Here is a 17704-nt window from a genome sequence, read left to right as displayed (position 1 = left end):
GGTTAATCGGATACCCATATGTTGGTTGATACACCGCTATCGGGAGCAAGCCCCCTCCCACACTCCCCTCCGGTTTAAGGCTTATTTACCGGATTTGATCTTGGTCCAGCTGCGTGTCATTTCACGCTGGGTCGCAGCCGGCAAGTCAGCAATGGCGTAGAGCTTGGCCTGCACATCAGCTGGTGGATAGATGCCTGGGTCGCTGGTGATTTCCTTGTCGACCAGTGCGGTGGCCTTCTCGTTACCGTTCGGGAAACGCACGCTGTCGGTGATCGCAGCCATGACCTCCGGCTTGAGCAGGTAGTTCATGAACTTGTAGGCGGCGTCGACGTTTTCGGCATCTTTAGGGATAGCGACCATGTCATAGAAGCTGCCTGCACCTTCTTTCGGAATATCGTAGGCCACCTTGACCTTGCCGCCGGCTTCGGCCGCACGGGACTTGGCCTGCTGGATATCACCCGAGTAGCCCACGGCGACACAGATGTTGCCGTTGGCCAGGTCCGAGATGTACTTGGACGAGTGGAAGTAGCTGATCGACGGACGGATTTTCAGGAACAGGTCTTCGGCTTTCTTCAGGTCTTCTTTTTTCTGGGTGTCGGTTGGCAGGCCCAGGTAGTGCAGAGCCACCGGCAGCATTTCGGTCGGCGAGTCGAGGAAGCTCACGCCGCAGCTCTTGAGCTTGGCAATGTTTTCAGGCTTGAGCAGCACGTCCCACGAATCGATCTTGTCCACGCCCAGCGCGGCCTTGACCTTCTCCGGGTTGTAGCCGATGCCGATCGAGCCCCACATGTAAGGGAAGGCATGCTTGTTGTCCGGGTCGCTGACCGACACGGCTTTAAGCAGGGATTTGTTCAGGTTGTCGTAGTTGGACAGCTTGGACTTGTCCAGCTCCTGGTAGACACCGGCCTTGATCTGCTTGGCGAGGAAGTTGTTCGACGGAACGACGATGTCGTAGCCGGACTTGCCTGCCAGCAACTTGGCTTCCAGGGTTTCGTTACTGTCGAAAACGTCGTACACCACTTTGATGCCCGACTCTTTTTCAAAGTTGGCGATGGTGTCCGGTGCAATGTAGTCAGACCAGTTGTAGACGTGCAGCACTTTATCGTCTGCCTGGGCCGCACCCGCCATTGCGCCCATCAGGGACAAGGCGAGGAGAGTCTTGCCAGCGTTCTTCAAACCTAATGCCTTCATTATGGTGATGCTCCAATTTTTCTTTTTTGGGCCACGTTCTTTTATGTTCGGCGGCCCTTCCGGAGGGCAACAAAACAGGGGGACAGTCTGGCAAGTTCAGGGGCCGGCTTTCAACCAAGGCCCCTACATTTATAACTGCTCAGTGAACCGCGTACTGAGCCTAGCACTTAGCCCTGCAATGCCGCCAAAGTCAGGTCCAGGCACGTCCGCGCCTTGGTCACCAGTTCGTCGATTTCGGCCTTGCTGATCACCAGCGACGGCGAAATGATCATGGTGTCACCCACGGCGCGCATGATCAGCCCGTTGTTGAAGCAGAAGTTGCGGCAAATCATGCCCACGCCTTTGCCTTCATAGCGCTTGCGGGCGGCCTTGTCCTGGACCAGCTCGATCGCACCCAGCATGCCTGCACCGCGAACTTCACCCACCAACGGGTGGTCAGCCAGTTCCCTCAGACGTTTCTGCAAATACGGTGCCGTTTCTTCGTGCACGCGATCCACGATTTTTTCATCGCGCAGGATGCGGATGTTTTCCAGGGCCACCGCCGCTGCCACCGGGTGGCCGGAATAGGTGAAACCGTGGTTGAAATCCCCCCCTTCGTTCAACACGGCAACCACATCGTCGTGCACGATCAGGCCGCCCATGGGCACGTAGCCCGAGGTCAGGCCCTTGGCGATGGTCATCATGTGCGGCTTGAGGTCATAGAAGTCGCTGCCGAACCACTCACCGGTACGGCCGAAGCCGCAGATCACTTCGTCGGCGACAAACAGGATGTCGTACTTGGCCAGGATTTCCTTGATGCGCGGCCAGTAGGTATCCGGCGGCACGATCACACCACCAGCGCCCTGGATCGGCTCGGCAATAAAGGCACCGACGTTGTCCACGCCCAGTTCCAGAATCTTCTCTTCCAACTGGTTGGCGGCCCAGATCCCGAACTCCTCGGGACTCATGTCGCCGCCTTCGCCGAACCAGTAAGGTTGGGCGATGTGGGTGATGCCCGGGATCGGCAAGTCACCCTGTTCATGCATATACGTCATGCCGCCCAGGCTCGCGCCGGCCACGGTGGAACCGTGGTAGCCATTCTTGCGGCTGATGATGACTTTTTTGTTCGGTTGGCCCTTGATCGCCCAGTAGTGGCGGACCATGCGCAACATGGTGTCGTTGCCTTCGGAGCCGGAACCGGTGAAGAACACATGGTTCATGCCGGCCGGTGCAATGTCGGCAATCACCTTGGCCAGTTCCAGCACCGGCGGGTGAGCCGTCTGGAAGAACAGGTTGTAGTAGGGCAGCTCTTTCATCTGCTTGGCGGCGGCGTCGGCCAGCTCATCACGACCGTAACCGACCGCCACGCACCACAGGCCGGCCATGCCGTCGAGGATCTTGTTGCCTTCGCTGTCCCACAGGTAAACACCGTGGGCTTTGGTGATGATCCGTGGGCCCTTCTCTTTCAATTGCTTGAAATCGCTGAACGGCGCCAAGTGATGATCGCTGCTCAAGGCTTGCCATTCACGGGTTTGCGGGTTGTTGCTGGACATACCAATCTCCTAGACTTTTCAGTGAAGGGCGCGCTGTTCCCACAGCGCGCCCGGCGCGTCAGACGGCGAAGAGCAGGAATTCCCGCTCCCATGAACTGATCACGCGCTTGAAGTTTTCATGCTCGGCCCGCTTGACCGCGACGTAGCCTGTGATGAATTTACGACCCAGGTATTTCTCGATGGTCTTGCTGTTTTCCATGCGTTCCAAGGCATCTTCGATGGTCAACGGCAGGCGCAGATTGCGTCGCTCGTAACCACGGCCCACCACTGGCGCGCTCGGGTTATGGCCTTCGACCATGCCGATGAAGCCACACAGCAAACTGGCGGCAATGGCCAGGTACGGGTTGGCGTCGGCGCCCGGCAGGCGGTTTTCCACGCGGCGGTTCTGCGGGCCGGCATCCGGCACGCGCAAACCGACGGTGCGGTTTTCTTCGCCCCATTCCACATTGACCGGCGCCGAGGTGTCGGGCAGGAAACGGCGGAACGAGTTCACGTTGGGGGCAAACAGCGGCAGCAATTCAGGGATGAATTTCTGCAGGCCGCCAATGTGGTTGAGGAACAGCTGGCTCATGGTCCCGTCTTCATTGGAGAAGACGTTCTTGCCGGTGGCGATATCGATGATGCTCTGGTGCAAGTGCATCGCGCTGCCGGGCTCGCCGGTCATCGGCTTGGCCATGAAGGTGGCGGCCACGTCGTGCTTGAGCGCGGCTTCGCGCATGGTGCGCTTGAACACCAGGATCTGGTCGGCCAGGGACAGGGCATCGCCATGACGGAAGTTGATTTCCATCTGCGCAGTGCCGTCTTCGTGGATCAGGGTGTCGAGGTCCAGTTCCTGCAGTTCGCACCAGTCGTAGACGTCTTCGAACAGCGGGTCGAATTCGTTGGCCGCTTCTATAGAGAAGGACTGGCGACCGGTTTCCGGGCGACCGGAACGGCCAATCGGCGGTTGCAACGGGAAGTCCGGGTCTTCGCAGCGCTTGGTCAGGTAGAACTCCATCTCCGGCGCCACGATGGGCTGCCAGCCTTTATCGGCATAGAGCTTGAGGACTTTCTTGAGTACGTTGCGCGGCGACAGCTCGATCGGGTTGCCTTGCTTGTCGTAGGTGTCGTGGATCACCTGGGCGGTCGGCTCAATGGCCCAAGGCACCAGGAATACGGCGTTCTGGTCGGGGCGGCAGATCATGTCGATGTCGGCCGGGTCGAGCAATTCGTAATAGATGTCGTCTTCGACGTAGTCGCCGGTGACGGTCTGCAGCAGCACGCTCTCGGGCAGACGCATGCCTTTCTCGGCGATGAACTTGTTGGTCGGCGAGATCTTGCCCCGGGTGATGCCGGTGAGGTCGCCAATCATGCATTCGACTTCTGTGATCTTGTGGTCTTTCAACCAATCGGTGAGCTGGTCGAGGTTGTTACTCATAAATGCCTCTGGGCTGGGTTTCCTGACATCCATTAAAGGTCAGGCGTTGGTTGACGCAGCATCCGCGTCGCTTTTTCGTTCAGGGTAGGAGCTTACCCGTCATTTGCTGCTGCGTTGCATTCCTCAGGCCAAAGTTGTGCAGAATCATGATCGGCAGCGTGGACGGCAGCCGGTCAGTCACAGTTGAGAAGGCAAAAAGGAGGTCGGACAGGCCGTCAAGAATATTGGCCGGTACGCGGGCATTCACGCGGGGTGAACGGACTGCGGACAACGCCTGGCGCAAGCAGGCAAAGACGCCGAATGGCGGCAGGTGAAACATGAAACACCCCGGTATTATTGCTGTTATGGGTTTGAATCGAGCTTAGCCTTGTTCATTTTTTTACACAACACCCCCGTAAAAAATACAACACGGCCCGCTCAAGCCTGCGAGTCCCAAGCCCTTCAAACCCAAAAAACCGCCCCAAAAAGCCCCAAAAATGCCCTCGCGGCGCTTTTTTAGGGCGAAAAATGCCTCGCTTGACTTCGGCATGCCGTTCGGGTTGACTGAAACCAGAAAAGATCAATGATTGATATTTTTAACAACAAAGGTGTTGCATCATGTCGGTACCCCCGCGTGCCGTTCAGCTTAACGAAGCGAACGCGTTCCTTAAGGATCATCCTGAGGTTCTGTACGTAGACCTTCTAATTGCGGATATGAATGGTGTGGTGCGCGGCAAGCGCATCGAACGCACCAGCCTCCACAAGGTTTACGAGAAGGGCATCAACCTGCCTGCCTCTTTATTTGCCCTGGATATCAACGGCTCGACGGTGGAAAGCACCGGCCTGGGCCTGGACATCGGTGATGCTGACCGAATCTGTTATCCAATCCCCGATACCCTGTGCAATGAACCTTGGCAAAAGCGCCCAACCGCGCAACTGCTGATGACCATGCACGAACTTGAAGGTGAACCTTTCTTCGCCGATCCGCGCGAAGTGCTTCGCCAGGTTGTCAGCAAATTCGACGACCTCGGTCTGACGATCTGCGCCGCCTTCGAACTTGAGTTCTACCTGATCGACCAGGAGAACGTGAATGGCCGCCCACAACCGCCCCGCTCGCCGATCTCCGGCAAACGCCCGCATTCGACACAGGTCTACCTGATCGACGACCTCGACGAATACGTCGACTGCCTCCAGGACATTCTGGAAGGTGCCAAAGAGCAAGGCATCCCGGCCGACGCCATCGTCAAGGAAAGTGCCCCGGCGCAGTTCGAAGTGAACCTGCACCACGTGGCCGACCCGATCAAGGCTTGCGACTACGCCGTACTGCTCAAGCGCCTGATCAAGAACATCGCCTACGACCATGAGATGGACACCACCTTCATGGCCAAGCCTTACCCAGGCCAGGCAGGCAACGGTTTGCACGTACACATTTCGATCCTGGACAAGGACGGCAAGAACATCTTTGCCAGCGAGGATCCCGAGCAGAACGCCGCATTGCGTCACGCGATCGGCGGTGTGCTCGAGACCCTACCCGCCCAAATGGCGTTCCTGTGCCCCAACGTCAACTCCTACCGGCGTTTCGGCGCGCAGTTCTATGTGCCGAACTCGCCGTGCTGGGGCCTGGACAACCGCACCGTGGCGATTCGCGTACCGACCGGCTCGTCCGATGCCGTACGTATCGAACACCGTGTGGCCGGCGCCGACGCCAACCCCTACCTGCTGATGGCTTCGGTCCTGGCAGGCGTGCACCACGGCCTGACCAACAAGATCGAGCCTAACGCACCGGTGGAAGGCAACAGCTACGAGCAGAACGAGCAGAGCCTGCCGAACAACCTGCGCGATGCCCTGCGTGAGTTGGATGACAGCGAGGTGATGGCCAAGTACATCGATCCTAAATACATCGATATCTTCGTCGCCTGTAAGGAAAGTGAGCTGGAAGAGTTCGAACACTCCATCTCCGACCTTGAGTACAACTGGTACCTGCATACCGTATAAACGGTTGCTGCGCTGATAAAGAACGCTGCCGACTTTGGTCGGCGGCGTTTTTTTATGCGTTTCTGCTAGGACACTGGGTTGGCCTCATCGGGAGCAAGCCCCCTCCCACAGTTTGATTTGTGAATACATTCAAGTGTGGGAGGGGGCTTGCTCCCGATGGCGGCCTGGAAGACAACACAGATTCCTGCTCATACAATGCCCGCTGCCTTGTAGGAGACGTCCATGACTACCCGCCCCACCGCCCCTCGCAAACCCCGCGCCCGCAGCCAGGCCCGGATTGATGCGATCCTCGACGCCGCCCGCACCTTGCTGGCCGCCGAAGGCGTGGCGAGTCTGTCGATCTACAGCGTGGCCGAGCGGGCACAGATCCCGCCGTCGTCGGTGTATCACTTCTTCGCCAGCGTGCCGGCGCTGCTGGAAGCGCTGACCGCCGATGTGCACGCCGCTTTCCGGGCCGCCATCCAGGCACCCATCGAGCATGAGTCACTCAAGTACTGGCGTGATCTGTCCTACATCATCGAACAGCGCATGCTCGCCATCTACGACCAGGACGCCGCCGCTCGCCAGCTGATCCTGGCCCAGCACGGGCTGACCGAAGTGACCCAGGCCGACCGTCAGCATGATCTGGAATTGGGCGATTTGATGCTCACCGTGTTCAATCGGCATTTCGAGGTGCCGACCTTACCCGCCGATGTGGATGTGTTTGCACTGGCACTGGAGCTGAGCGACCGCGTCTATGCGCGCTCGGTGCATCAGCATGGGCTGATTACGCCGCGCATGGCGGAAGAAGGAATGCGGGTGTTTGACGCGTATGTGGGGTTGTACCTGCCGGCTTACCTGCCCAAGCGTTGAGTTCCGGGGTGGTTGAAAGGGCCTCATCGGGGGCAAGCCCCCTCCCACACTTTGAATCTATTCACCGATCAAATGTGCGAGGGGGCTGCGCCGATGGCGGCCTCAAGAACGATCACAACTTGGCGATCGACACCTCGGTGGATTTCACAAAGGCAATCACTTCACTGCCAATCACCAGCTCCAGCTCTTTGACCGAACGGGTGGTGATCACGGACGTGACGATGCCCGATGCGGTCTGTACATCAATTTCCGACAGCACATCGCCTTCGACGATTTCCTTGATGGTGCCTTTGAACTGGTTACGCACGTTGATAGCTTTAATAGTCATGGTCTTCTTCCTTCATGGGACAAGTGAGTTATTGAGCCCATCGCAATTGCGTAGGCAGCGGTGAAACAGGTTCCGGTTCCGGCGGCGAGCCGGGCAGCGACAGCACACGGTTGAGCACTTCGGCTTCGAGTGCGGCCAGGCGGTGCGAGCCTCGGGCTCGTGGGCGTGGCAGGTCGACAACGAGGTCCAGGCCGATTTCACCGTCTTCGATCAGGATCACCCGGTCGGCAATGGCCACGGCTTCGCTGACGTCGTGGGTCACCAGCAACACGGTAAAGCCATGCTTGCGCCACAGGTTTTCGATCAGTTGCTGCATCTCGATGCGGGTCAGCGCGTCCAACGCGCCCAGCGGCTCGTCGAGCAGCAACAGGCGCGGCTGGTGAATCAACGCGCGAGCCAGGGCCACGCGCTGCTTCTGGCCACCGGACAAGGCCGCCGGCCACTCATTGGCACGTTCGGCCAGGCCCACTGCGTCCAACGCCTCCAGGGCCTGGGGACGCCAGTTGCCCTTGAGGCCAAGGCCCACGTTGTCGATGATCTTTTTCCACGGCAGCAAGCGCGCTTCCTGGAACATCAACCGCGTATCTTCAATCGCTTCATCAAGCGGCGCGGAACCCGCCAGCAGCTCACCGCCACTGGCTTTGTCCAGACCCGCCAACAGGCGCAGCAAGGTGCTTTTACCGCATCCGCTGCGGCCAACCACGGCCACAAACTGGCCGGCCGGGATATGCAGGTCTATCTCTTTGAGCACTTCCCGCGAACCAAAGGCCTTGCGCAATTTGCGTACCGCCAGCGGGATGCCTTTAAGCAGGCGCGGAGGTTGTTGAGCCGTCATGCCGCACCTCCTTTATTGACTTGGTAAGCCGGGTGCCAACGCAGCCACACACGTTCCAGGCCACGGGCGGCAAGGTCGGCCAGTTTGCCGAGGACCGCGTAAAGCACGATGGCCAGCACCACCACGTCGGTCTGCAGGAATTCGCGGGCGTTCATGGCCAGATAACCGATGCCGGAGCTGGCCGAGATAGTTTCCGCCACGATCAGCGTCAGCCACATGAAGCCCAAGGCGAAGCGCACCCCCACCAGAATCGACGGCAGCGCCCCCGGCAGAATCACCTGACGGAACAGGCTGAACCCGGACAGGCCATAGCTGCGCGACATTTCCACCAGCGCCGGGTCGACGTTGCGGATGCCGTGGTAGGTGTTCAGGTAGATCGGGAACAACGTACCGAGCGCCACCAGGAAAATCTTCGCCGTCTCGTCAATGCCGAACCACAGGATCACCAACGGAATCAGCGCCAGGTGCGGCACGTTGCGGATCATCTGTACCGAACTGTCCAGCAGGCGCTCGCCCCATTTCGACAAACCGGTGATAAAGCCCAGGGCCAGGCCGATGCTGCCACCGATCAAGAACCCAAGGCCCGCACGCCAGCCGCTGATCGCCAAATGCGTCCAGATTTCGCCGCTGCGCACCAGGTTGATCCCGGCTTCGATCACCGCACTCGGCGCCGGCAGAATGCGCGTGGACAACCAGCCCGCCGACACCGACAACTGCCAGATCGCCAACAACAGGATCGGCAGCAGCCACGGCGCGATGCGCTGGCTCAATTTTTCAAGATTCATGGCGCCGCCTCAGCTCTGTGATGCAGCTTTGGGAAGGATGTCGTTGGCGACCATCTCACCGAACGGGCTGACGTAACCGGCGCTTTTCGGCAATTCGGGACGTTCGATATCCAGGTGTGGGAACAACAGCTCGGCCACCCGATACGACTCTTCCAGGTGGGGATAACCCGAGAAGATAAACGTATCGATACCCAGGTCTGCGTATTCCTTGACCCGCGCCGCTACCGTCGGGCCATCACCCACCAGTGCCGTACCGGCACCGCCGCGCACCAGGCCGACGCCGGCCCACAGGTTGGGGCTGACTTCGAGGTTGTCGCGGCTGCCGCCATGCAGCGCGGCCATGCGTTGTTGCCCAACCGAATCAAAGCGCGCCAGGGAAGCCTGGGCACGGGCAATGGTGTCGTCGTCCAGATGGGAGATCAGCTTGTCGGCGGCTTTCCAGGCTTCCTCATTGGTTTCGCGCACGATCACATGCAGGCGGATACCGAAGCGCACGGTGCGCCCAAGCTTGGCGGCCTTGGCACGTACCTGTTCGATTTTCTCGGCGACGGCAGCAGGTGGCTCGCCCCAGGTGAGCACCATTTCCACCTGTTCGGCAGCCAGGTCCTGGGCCGCTTCGGAGGAGCCGCCAAAATACAGCGGCGGGCGCGGTTGCTGGATAGGTGGGTAGAGCAACTTGGCGCCTTTGACGCTGATGTGCTCGCCGTCGTAATCCACCGTTTCGCCTTCCAGCACGCGGCGCCAGATCCGAGTGAACTCCACCGAGGCCTGATAGCGCTCTTCGTGGCTGAGGAACAAGCCGTCACCGGCCAATTCTTCCGGATCGCCACCCGTGACCAGGTTGAACAGCGCACGACCACCAGACAGGCGATCCAGCGTCGCCGCCTGACGCGCGGCCACCGTCGGGGAAATGATCCCGGGGCGTAGCGCGACCAGGAATTTCAGACGCTGGGTCACGGGGATCAGCGAAGCGGCTACCAGCCAGGAATCTTCGCAGGAGCGACCAGTGGGAATCAGCACGCCGCCGAAGCCCAGGCGGTCGGCGGCCTGGGCCACTTGCTGCAAGTAACCGTGGTCGACGGCGCGAGCGCCTTCGGCGGTGCCAAGGTAATGGCCGTCGCCATGGGTAGGCAGAAACCAGAAAATATTGAGGCTCATGGAGTTGTCTCCTGAAGAAGTCGGATTACGGCGCTTTGGCGACGGCGGCGGGTGGAGTCCAGATCACGTCCTTGATGCTCAAGGGTTTGGGGATCAATTTGAGTTGGTAGAAGCTGTCGGCGATTTTCTGCTGAGCGGCGACCACCGCCGGCGTCAGGAACAGTGCGCCGTAGCCTTGGCGCTTGACTGAAGTCAGGGTGATGTCGGCCGGCAGGCCAAGCAGCGGTGCGACCTGTTCGGTGACCTCCTGCGGGTTGGCCTTGGACCACTCGCCCACCGCACGCACTTCTTCCACCAGCGCCTTGATGACGTCCGGGTGCTGTGTGGCATAAGGCTTGGTGGCGAGGTAGAACTGATGGTTGTCGGCAATGCCGGTGCCGTCACGCAGGGTGCGCGCTTGCAGTTGTTTTTCAGCGGCGGCCTGGTAAGGGTCCCAGATCACCCAGGCATCCACGCTGCCACGCTCGAAAGCAGCACGGGCATCGGCGGGCGGCAGGAATACGGTTTGCACGTCGGTGTATTTGAGGCCGGCGTCTTCCAGTGCACGCACCAGCAGGTAGTGCACGTTGGAGCCTTTATTGAGCACAATTTTCTTGCCCTTGAGCTCGGCCACCGATTGGATCGACGAATCCTTCGGCACCAGGATCGCTTCGCTGGTGGGCGCCGGTGGCTCGTAGGCGACGTAGAGCAGATCGGCACCGGCCGCCTGGGCGAAGACCGGCGGGGTTTCACCGGTGACGCCGAAGTCGATCGAGCCGACGTTCAAGCCTTCCAGCAATTGCGGGCCACCGGGGAATTCAGTCCATTGCACTTGCACGCCCTGGGCGGCCAGGCGCTTCTCGAGGGTGCCCTTGGCCTTGAGCAACACCAAGGTGCCGTATTTCTGATAACCGATCCGCAAGGTCTCGGCCGCTTGAGCTTGAACAATGGCGCCGAAGGACACAGCCGCAGCAAACAGTGCGACCAGACCACGACGCAAGATGACAGTGCGCATGGCGCTCTCTCCAATTTGCGATGAGGGGGTTGGCTGCACCTGCTTGGCCGTTGGCGGCTGAGTAAGGTGAGTACTACAAAAAACGGTACGGCTTAAATGCTCCAGCGAGCACTCAACAAACGTTCATTCAACACGTGAGGGTCCAACGGTTTCGGGCGACGGGCCATGGCGTCGTAAAGTGTCTCCAGGGCCTCATGCAAACGCTGTTCGAGCACGGGCACCAGTTGCGCCTGGGCACTGCCTTCGCCGTAGGCGATCTGGCTGTCTTCGGCAAAGATGCCGTGCAGCAATTCCTGGGCTTTCAGGGCCGAGAGCACGGGCTTCAGGGCGTAATCCACCGCCAGCATGTGGGCGATGCTGCCACCGGTAGCCATGGGCAACACGATCTTGTGCGCCAGGGCGCGCTCGGGCAGCAGATCGAGCACGGTTTTCAGCGCGCCGGAAAATGAAGCCTTGTACACCGGCGTGGCGATGACCAGGCCGTCGGCGTTGGCCACTTGCTGCAACAGGTCGATGACTTTGGGGCTGTCGAAGCGGGCGTGCAGCAAGTCTTCGGCCGGGAAGTCCCGTACCTGATAACTCACCACTTCCACGCCTTTTTGCTGTAGCCACTGACGGGTTTTCTCCAGCAAGACCCCAGAGCGGGAACGCTGGCTGGGGCTGCCTCCAAGTGTTACGACCAGCATGCAGGTATTCCTTGAGCAAGTGTCGGCGGTTCGCTGGGTGGCGATTGCGCCAAGATGGGAGAGACCATATCAGTTGATTTATATATCTATAAATCTTATTTTTTCATTTGTTTATTCCATAAATATATATGCAGTCCGTATTTCTCGAGGCGAAAAAAAAGGCCGTCGAAACGGCCTGAAATCCCCTGCTATGTGAGACTTGAAATGCGATTCAACTGTGGGAGGGGGCTTGCTCCCGATAGCGGTGGGTCAGTAGTGGACGTATTGACTGACACCCTGCCATCGGGAGCAAGCCCCCTCCCACATGGGTCCTGTGTTAACGGTTGGGTTGCGGGGTGAGGCGCAGGTATGGCTTCACCGCCCGGTAGCCTTTGGGAAAGCGCTTCTTGATTTCTTCTTCATCCTTGAGCGACGGCACGATCACCACTTCGTCACCGTCCTGCCAGTTGGCGGGGGTGGCGACCTTGTGGTTGTCGGTCAACTGCAACGAGTCGATGACCCGCAGGATTTCGTGGAAGTTGCGACCGGTGCTGGCCGGGTAGGTAATCGTCAGGCGAATCTTCTTGTTCGGGTCGATGACGAACAGGGAACGCACGGTGAGGGTGTCACTGGCATTCGGATGGATCAGGTCGTAGAGGTCCGACACCTTGCGATCGGCGTCGGCCAGGATCGGGAAGTTGACGACCGTGTTCTGGGTTTCGTTGATGTCTTCGATCCACTTGTGGTGCGAGTCCACCGGGTCGACCGACAGGGCGATCGCCTTGACGCCGCGCTGGGCAAATTCGTCCTTGAGCTTGGCGGTGAAACCCAGCTCGGTGGTGCACACCGGCGTGAAGTCCGCCGGGTGGGAAAACAGCACACCCCAGCTATCGCCCAGCCACTCATGGAAACGAATCTTGCCGGCGCTGGAATCCTGTTCGAAGTCGGGGGCGATGTCGCCCAGTCTTAGGCTCATGGTGTGGCTCCTGGTGAATGCTTATGGAGCCTACTGTGCATGGGTTGGAGATTATTTAAAAAGAATAAATATCGATTTATCTAGACGATAAAAGAATATTAAAAATCTGTTCATTGGACTTGGCGACGGGCGAGGATCAACATCGGTTTCAAGGTTCGAGAAGGCCTTGAGACGCTGTACAAAGAGGGGTTTCGGGAAGGGCTTGCGGGGGTTGAGCCCGACTTGAAAGCAAGACACCTTGCCCGGCATTGCGCCGGGCAAGGCTTTAAGCACTTACAACAGTGGAATCGAGTAGCTGACGATCAGACGGTTTTCGTCCTGGGAACGGGTGTTCGCCAGGTCGGTACGCCACATCGCGTTTTTCCAGGCAACGCCCAGGTTTTTCAGTGGGCCTTCCGGGATTACGTAGGCAACGGTGATGTCGCGTTCCCACTCGGATTGACCGGTCAGCTCGGCACGCGAGGCAGTAACGGTGTCGATATTGCTACCCTTGAGGTAGACAACACCGGCGGTCAGGCCAGGTACGCCAACCTTGGCGAAGTCGTAAGCGTAGCGAGCTTGCCAGGTACGCTCGCCGGCACGGGCGAACTTCTGGATTTGCATGTCAGTGGTGATGTAGGCCGACGAACCGTCGCCCTGGTTCAACCAAGGGAAGTCGCTGCTGCCATTGCTGACTTGGTAACCACCACCGAAGGTGTGACCGGCAACGGTGTACAGGAACAGGCCGCTGTACAGGTTGTTATCGACCTTGCCTTTACCCGAGGCAAAACCTTGGTAGTTACCGCTGGAATAGTAAGCGGCGGTATCACCGTTTTTACCATCGTCAGTGCTGTGGAAATAACGCAGGTCAGACTTCAAGACGCCCGGGCCGATTGCCCAGTTGTGGGTCAGACCCAGGAAGTGCTGCTTGTAGAAGTCTTCCAGATTGCCGTAGTAGTACTGGGCAGTCAGGTCCTTGGTCAGCTTGTAGTCGCCACCGGCGTAGTAGAACTTGTTGCTGAATCTGCCGGCATTGTAGTTGGAGCTGGCGTTGGCACCGCCGATCGACAGGTTTTCGTTGTTGCTGGAGTTACGGCCCTTGGCTTTTTCTACCTGACCGGCAACCAAGGTCAGATCCTTGATGTCGTTGGTAGTGATCTGGCCACCTTGGAAGGTTTGCGGCAGCAGACGGCCATCGTTGGTCACGATAACTGGCAGCTTAGGCTGCAGAGTGCCGAGTTTCAGTTCGGTTTGGGAGACCTTCACCTTGCCGGTCACGCCCAGGCTGGCGTAATCGTTGACAGCCTTGTTGCCGTCGCTCGGGAAGACGGTGCCGCCGGAAGCAGTGCCGGAGTAGTTGCCGTGGTTATCGCGGCTGGAATCCAGACGCACGCCGTACAGGCCAATGGCGTCAACACCGAACTGAACGGTACCTTGGGTGTAACCCGAGATGAAACGCAGGTCGAAGCCTTGGCCCCATTCAGCGTTCTTGCTGCGGCTGCTCGCTGTAGGAGCGCCATCGCGGTTGTCAGTGTTGATGTAGAAGTTACGCAGACCCAGAGTGGCCTTGCTGTCTTCGATGAAACCGGCGGAGTGTGCCTGTTGTGCAATTGCAGCCACAGCCACGGCCAACGCCAATGTTGACTTCTTCATGTACCGCTCCTCTCATTTCTAATTTTTGTATTTCTAAGGTCTCGGGTCTGACGCCCGTGATCCACAGATGCGCGATTAGCGCCAGATAGTGACTACCAAGTCAATCGTAACCTGATATGTCTACTACCTTCGTCTAATCGCAGTTAATTTGGTCCCTGCAGGGTAATGAGTTTTTCATACACCCAAAAAGAATTATTTCATTCTTTTTCATACGACTCAGGAATAAGCCTGGCCGATGAGCGAGATGGTCAGCGTAGACCAATCGCTCCAAAAGCTAATACCTGAAAAGTCTTTACCAGCCTTTCTTTAGATCGATTAGTGCGGCCGTACCTTTGCATACGTCACCCACGATCAAAAAGGCGACGCCATCATGGCCAAAGGCACATCCTCCCGTCAATTTGTTACAGTTTTTGTGTCACTAATAATTTCTTTTGCTGTCAAAGCGCCCCGCCCCATGAGCAGTTGATGGCGCCCGCCCCTCGCAGAGGCGCAGTTTCACGCAATCTATCGAATGTGATGTTTATCGTATCGGCGCAGATCAATGCTTCTTAAGCGCTGGTGATGAGCAACGACGAAAGGCGACTGGGGGGGGGCGGTGAAGTTTTTGAAGGCATGAGGGAGGGGCAATGCCCTCCCTCCTCATTTAGAGCCTAGAGCGCTTTCTCGAAAATCTTCGAATTACGCTGGTAGTTGTACAGCGACGCCCGCGCCGACGGCAGGCGATCCACGCTGCTGGGCACAAAGCCGCGCTCGCGGAACCAGTGAGCGGTGCGGGTGGTGAGAACAAACAGCGTCTTCAGCCCCTGCGCCCGGGCACGGGTCTGGATGCGTTCGAGTAACACGTCACCCCGCGCACCGTGACGGTACTCCGGGTTCACCGCCAGACACGCCAGCTCACCAGCATCCGAATCCGCGATCGGGTACAGCGCCGCGCAGGCGATGATCATGCCTTCACGCTCGACCACGCTGAACTGCTCGATTTCACGCTCCAGCACTTCACGCGAGCGGCGCACCAGAATGCCCTGCTCTTCCAACGGGCTGATCAGGTCGAGCAAGCCGCCGACGTCTTCAATCGCCGCCTCGCGCACCTGTTCGAATTGTTCCTGGGCCACCAGCGTACCGCCGCCGTCGCGGGTGAACAGCTCCGTGAGCAGAGCGCCGTCTTCGGCGTAGCTGACGATATGACTGCGCCCTACTCCACCGCGGCAAGCCTCGGCAGCGGCATCGAGCAATTCGGCCTGATAGTTGTTCGCGCCCAGGCGTTGCAAATGCGCCGGTACTTGCTGCGGGCGCAGTTCGCGCACCAGCCGGCCGTTTTCATCGATCAGGCCCATGTCGGCGCCGAACAGCAACAGCTTGTCGGCACCCAGGTCGATGGCGGCGCGGGTGGCGACGTCTTCGCAGGCCAGGTTGAAGATCTCACCGGTGGGCGAGTAGCCCAAGGGCGACAACAGCACAATGGAGCGCTCGTCCAACAGACGGTTGATGCCCTTGCGATCGACCCGGCGCACTTCGCCGGTGTGGTGGTAATCCACGCCTTCGAGCACGCCGATAGGGCGGGCAGTCACCAGGTTGCCACTGGCGACACGCAGGCGCGAACCCTGCATCGGTGAAGAGGCCATGTCCATGGACAGGCGCGCTTCGATGGCAATACGCAGGTGGCCAACGGCGTCGATCACACATTCCAGCGTCGCAGCATCAGTGATGCGCAAGCCTTCATGGTAGGCCGGGGTCAGGCCGCGGGCCGCAAGGCGCGTTTCGATCTGAGGGCGCGAACCGTGTACCAGCACCAGCCGCACACCCAGGCTGTGCAGCAGCACCAGGTCATGGACGATATTGCCGAAGTTCGGATGTTCCACACCATCGCCAGGCAGCATGACCACAAAGGTGCAGTCGCGGTGGGCGTTGATGTAGGGCGAAGCGTGACGAAGCCAATTGACGTATTCGGGCATAAAACCTGGGCCTGTAATAAGTAGCAGCCAAACAAGGATGAATCGTGAAAGCGCACAGCGGGCTGATGGTTATCGTCGGAACAGGCTTGGCGACACGCTCGCTCTCCTTCTATGTACGAATGGGCAGGGGGTAAATTATGCGGGTTTCAGGCAGTAATGCTCGATCAGCTCCCGCAATAGACGCACTGTAGGCGTCAAGCGTGACATTTCGAGGTACTCGCCCGGTTGATGGGCGCAGGCGATGTCGCCGGGGCCCAGCACCAGGGTTTCACAACCAAGGCGCTGAAGATAAGGCGCTTCGGTGCCGAACGCTACTGCTTCGGCACGATGGCCGGTCAATCGCTGCGCGACCCGGACCAGTTCGGCATCTTCCGGCTGCTCGAACGGGGGGACTTCGGGGAACAACGGCGCGTAGTCGATCTTGACCTGATGGCGCTCGGCCACGGGTTGCAGCTTTTGCCGGATCGCATCACGCAGCACCTGGGGGTCCATGCCCGGCAGGGGCCGCAGGTCGAACTCCAGGGAACATTGGCCGCAGATGCGATTGGGGTTGTCGCCACCATGGATACAACCGAAATTCAGGGTCGGCTGGGGCACGCTGAATTGCGGGTTGCGGTACTCACGCTGCCAGGCCAGGCGCAGGCCGCGCAGTTCGCCAATGGCGTCATGCATGGCTTCAAGGGCGCTATGGCCCAGGCTCGGGTCCGAGGAGTGGCCGCTTTGGCCAAGGATATCGATGCGTTCCATCATTACGCCTTTGTGCAGGCGGATCGGCTTGAGGCCGGTGGGCTCACCAATCACCGCCGCACGCCCCAACGGGCGGCCCGCTTCGGCCAGCGCGCGGGCGCCGGACATCGAGCTTTCTTCGTCACAGGTCGCCAGGATGAGCAACGGTTGCTTGAACGGTTGATCCAGCAGCGGCAATACGGCTTCGATTGCCAGCGCAAAAAAGCCTTTCATGTCACAGCTGCCCAGTCCTACCCAACGGCCATCGACTTCCGTCAGCTTCAACGGATCGGTCTTCCACAAGGCCGCGTCATAAGGAACAGTGTCGCTATGCCCCGCCAGCACCAGGCCACCCGGGCCGCTGCCGAAACTGGCGAGCAGGTTGAATTTACCGGGGCTGACTTGCTGGATGTCGATGGCAAAACCCAGGTCGCCCAGCCAGCCGGCGAGCAAATCGATCACCGGGCGGTTGGTCTGGTCGAGAGACGCTTGGGTGCAACTGACCGACGGTGCGGCAATCAGCGCAGCGAATTGCTCTTTCAGGGTAGGTAACGGCATACGCGGTCTCTCAACTTCCCGGATGAGCCCCACTATAGAGCCATCTGCACAACACAATAAACCGTTGCGGCGCGTTGCCGGGCTCAGTCCTGTACACTGCACGGCCTTGGCAGCCACTCTTTTCCCCGG

At 59.2% G+C, this 17704-nt stretch carries 16 protein-coding genes; 2 read left to right on the top strand and 14 right to left on the bottom strand.

Annotated features, from left to right (window positions below; translation table 11 throughout):
• Window positions 1–81: 81 nt before the first annotated feature.
• The 4 genes from ACQRBT_RS10615 to ACQRBT_RS10600 form a co-directional block, all read right to left on the bottom strand.
• Window positions 82–1176, bottom strand: coding sequence for a polyamine ABC transporter substrate-binding protein (locus ACQRBT_RS10615; protein ID WP_198762626.1), 1095 nt, complete (start codon window positions 1174–1176; stop codon window positions 82–84).
• Window positions 1177–1358: 182 nt separating this feature from the next.
• Complete coding sequence (locus ACQRBT_RS10610) at window positions 1359–2723, bottom strand: aspartate aminotransferase family protein (protein WP_412046188.1); 1365 nt, start codon at window positions 2721–2723, stop codon at window positions 1359–1361.
• A 58-nt stretch (window positions 2724–2781) separates the two neighbouring features.
• Window positions 2782–4140 (bottom strand): glutamine synthetase family protein, encoded by a 1359-nt coding sequence (locus ACQRBT_RS10605; protein ID WP_060753539.1) that lies wholly within the window; start codon window positions 4138–4140, stop codon window positions 2782–2784.
• 79 nt (window positions 4141–4219) lie between these two features.
• On the bottom strand, window positions 4220–4459 hold the full coding sequence (locus tag ACQRBT_RS10600) for a hypothetical protein (RefSeq protein WP_090368103.1): 240 nt from the start codon (window positions 4457–4459) through the stop codon (window positions 4220–4222).
• Window positions 4460–4737: 278 nt separating this feature from the next.
• Here ACQRBT_RS10600 and ACQRBT_RS10595 point away from each other — a divergent pair, with 278 nt between their 5' ends.
• Both ACQRBT_RS10595 and ACQRBT_RS10590 read left to right on the top strand, forming a co-directional pair.
• A complete protein-coding gene (locus tag ACQRBT_RS10595; RefSeq protein ID WP_010207341.1) occupies window positions 4738–6114 on the top strand; it encodes a glutamine synthetase family protein in 1377 nt (458 codons plus the stop codon).
• Window positions 6115–6336: 222 nt separating this feature from the next.
• Window positions 6337–6966, top strand: coding sequence for a TetR/AcrR family transcriptional regulator (locus tag ACQRBT_RS10590; RefSeq protein ID WP_411985400.1), 630 nt, complete (start codon window positions 6337–6339; stop codon window positions 6964–6966).
• Between the two features lie 112 nt (window positions 6967–7078).
• Here the strand turns inward: ACQRBT_RS10590 and ACQRBT_RS10585 are convergent, their stop codons facing one another.
• The 10 genes from ACQRBT_RS10585 to argE all read right to left on the bottom strand — a co-directional run bounded on the left by ACQRBT_RS10585 (window position 7079) and on the right by argE (window position 17575).
• Window positions 7079–7294 (bottom strand): TOBE domain-containing protein, encoded by a 216-nt coding sequence (locus ACQRBT_RS10585; RefSeq protein WP_003213899.1) that lies wholly within the window; start codon window positions 7292–7294, stop codon window positions 7079–7081.
• A gap of 28 nt (window positions 7295–7322) precedes the next feature.
• Window positions 7323–8129, bottom strand: coding sequence for an aliphatic sulfonates ABC transporter ATP-binding protein (gene ssuB, locus ACQRBT_RS10580; RefSeq protein ID WP_412046189.1), 807 nt, complete (start codon window positions 8127–8129; stop codon window positions 7323–7325).
• Window positions 8126–8914 (bottom strand): aliphatic sulfonate ABC transporter permease SsuC, encoded by a 789-nt coding sequence (gene ssuC, locus ACQRBT_RS10575; protein WP_060753544.1) that lies wholly within the window; start codon window positions 8912–8914, stop codon window positions 8126–8128. Before ssuC ends, ssuB begins: the two co-directional genes overlap by 4 nt.
• 9 nt (window positions 8915–8923) lie before the next feature.
• Complete coding sequence (gene ssuD, locus ACQRBT_RS10570) at window positions 8924–10072, bottom strand: FMNH2-dependent alkanesulfonate monooxygenase (protein ID WP_060753545.1); 1149 nt, start codon at window positions 10070–10072, stop codon at window positions 8924–8926.
• 25 nt (window positions 10073–10097) lie between these two features.
• Entirely contained in the window at window positions 10098–11066 is a 969-nt protein-coding gene (locus ACQRBT_RS10565) for a sulfonate ABC transporter substrate-binding protein (protein ID WP_090368095.1), read from the bottom strand.
• A 92-nt stretch (window positions 11067–11158) separates the two neighbouring features.
• Complete coding sequence (gene ssuE, locus ACQRBT_RS10560) at window positions 11159–11752, bottom strand: NADPH-dependent FMN reductase (RefSeq protein ID WP_060753547.1); 594 nt, start codon at window positions 11750–11752, stop codon at window positions 11159–11161.
• A gap of 316 nt (window positions 11753–12068) precedes the next feature.
• Window positions 12069–12707: a peroxiredoxin gene (locus tag ACQRBT_RS10555; protein ID WP_015886425.1), complete on the bottom strand. Its 639-nt coding sequence runs from the start codon at window positions 12705–12707 to the stop codon at window positions 12069–12071.
• Between the two features lie 273 nt (window positions 12708–12980).
• A complete protein-coding gene (locus tag ACQRBT_RS10550; RefSeq protein WP_060753548.1) occupies window positions 12981–14339 on the bottom strand; it encodes an OprD family porin in 1359 nt (452 codons plus the stop codon).
• A 650-nt stretch (window positions 14340–14989) separates the two neighbouring features.
• On the bottom strand, window positions 14990–16291 hold the full coding sequence (gene argA / locus ACQRBT_RS10545) for an amino-acid N-acetyltransferase (protein WP_060753549.1): 1302 nt from the start codon (window positions 16289–16291) through the stop codon (window positions 14990–14992).
• A 135-nt stretch (window positions 16292–16426) separates the two neighbouring features.
• Window positions 16427–17575, bottom strand: coding sequence for an acetylornithine deacetylase (gene argE, locus ACQRBT_RS10540; RefSeq protein WP_244384891.1), 1149 nt, complete (start codon window positions 17573–17575; stop codon window positions 16427–16429).
• Window positions 17576–17704 lie beyond the last annotated feature (129 nt).

Origin of the sequence: Pseudomonas sp. R19M (assembly GCF_050312585.1) — a bacterium.
GTDB classification, from domain to species: domain Bacteria; phylum Pseudomonadota; class Gammaproteobacteria; order Pseudomonadales; family Pseudomonadaceae; genus Aquipseudomonas; species Aquipseudomonas palleroniana.
The sequence above is the reverse complement of the archived record's forward strand: the minus strand, read 5'-3'. Positions and strand labels throughout refer to the sequence as shown.

What these genes read in the sequence shown, in the direction of transcription:
- ACQRBT_RS10610 (WP_412046188.1), bottom strand. Translation starts at nt 2,723, where the DNA reads ATGTCCAGCAACAACCCGCAAACCCGTGAATGGCAAGCCTTGAGCAGC.
- ACQRBT_RS10605 (WP_060753539.1), bottom strand. Translation starts at nt 4,140, where the DNA reads ATGAGTAACAACCTCGACCAGCTCACCGATTGGTTGAAAGACCACAAG.
- ACQRBT_RS10600 (WP_090368103.1), bottom strand. Translation starts at nt 4,459, where the DNA reads ATGTTTCACCTGCCGCCATTCGGCGTCTTTGCCTGCTTGCGCCAGGCG.
- ACQRBT_RS10595 (WP_010207341.1), top strand. Translation starts at nt 4,738, where the DNA reads ATGTCGGTACCCCCGCGTGCCGTTCAGCTTAACGAAGCGAACGCGTTC.
- ACQRBT_RS10590 (WP_411985400.1), top strand. Translation starts at nt 6,337, where the DNA reads ATGACTACCCGCCCCACCGCCCCTCGCAAACCCCGCGCCCGCAGCCAG.
- ACQRBT_RS10585 (WP_003213899.1), bottom strand. Translation starts at nt 7,294, where the DNA reads ATGACTATTAAAGCTATCAACGTGCGTAACCAGTTCAAAGGCACCATC.
- ssuB (WP_412046189.1), bottom strand. Translation starts at nt 8,129, where the DNA reads ATGACGGCTCAACAACCTCCGCGCCTGCTTAAAGGCATCCCGCTGGCG.
- ssuC (WP_060753544.1), bottom strand. Translation starts at nt 8,914, where the DNA reads ATGAATCTTGAAAAATTGAGCCAGCGCATCGCGCCGTGGCTGCTGCCG.
- ssuD (WP_060753545.1), bottom strand. Translation starts at nt 10,072, where the DNA reads ATGAGCCTCAATATTTTCTGGTTTCTGCCTACCCATGGCGACGGCCAT.
- ACQRBT_RS10565 (WP_090368095.1), bottom strand. Translation starts at nt 11,066, where the DNA reads ATGCGCACTGTCATCTTGCGTCGTGGTCTGGTCGCACTGTTTGCTGCG.
- ssuE (WP_060753547.1), bottom strand. Translation starts at nt 11,752, where the DNA reads ATGCTGGTCGTAACACTTGGAGGCAGCCCCAGCCAGCGTTCCCGCTCT.
- ACQRBT_RS10555 (WP_015886425.1), bottom strand. Translation starts at nt 12,707, where the DNA reads ATGAGCCTAAGACTGGGCGACATCGCCCCCGACTTCGAACAGGATTCC.
- ACQRBT_RS10550 (WP_060753548.1), bottom strand. Translation starts at nt 14,339, where the DNA reads ATGAAGAAGTCAACATTGGCGTTGGCCGTGGCTGTGGCTGCAATTGCA.
- argA (WP_060753549.1), bottom strand. Translation starts at nt 16,291, where the DNA reads ATGCCCGAATACGTCAATTGGCTTCGTCACGCTTCGCCCTACATCAAC.
- argE (WP_244384891.1), bottom strand. Translation starts at nt 17,575, where the DNA reads ATGCCGTTACCTACCCTGAAAGAGCAATTCGCTGCGCTGATTGCCGCA.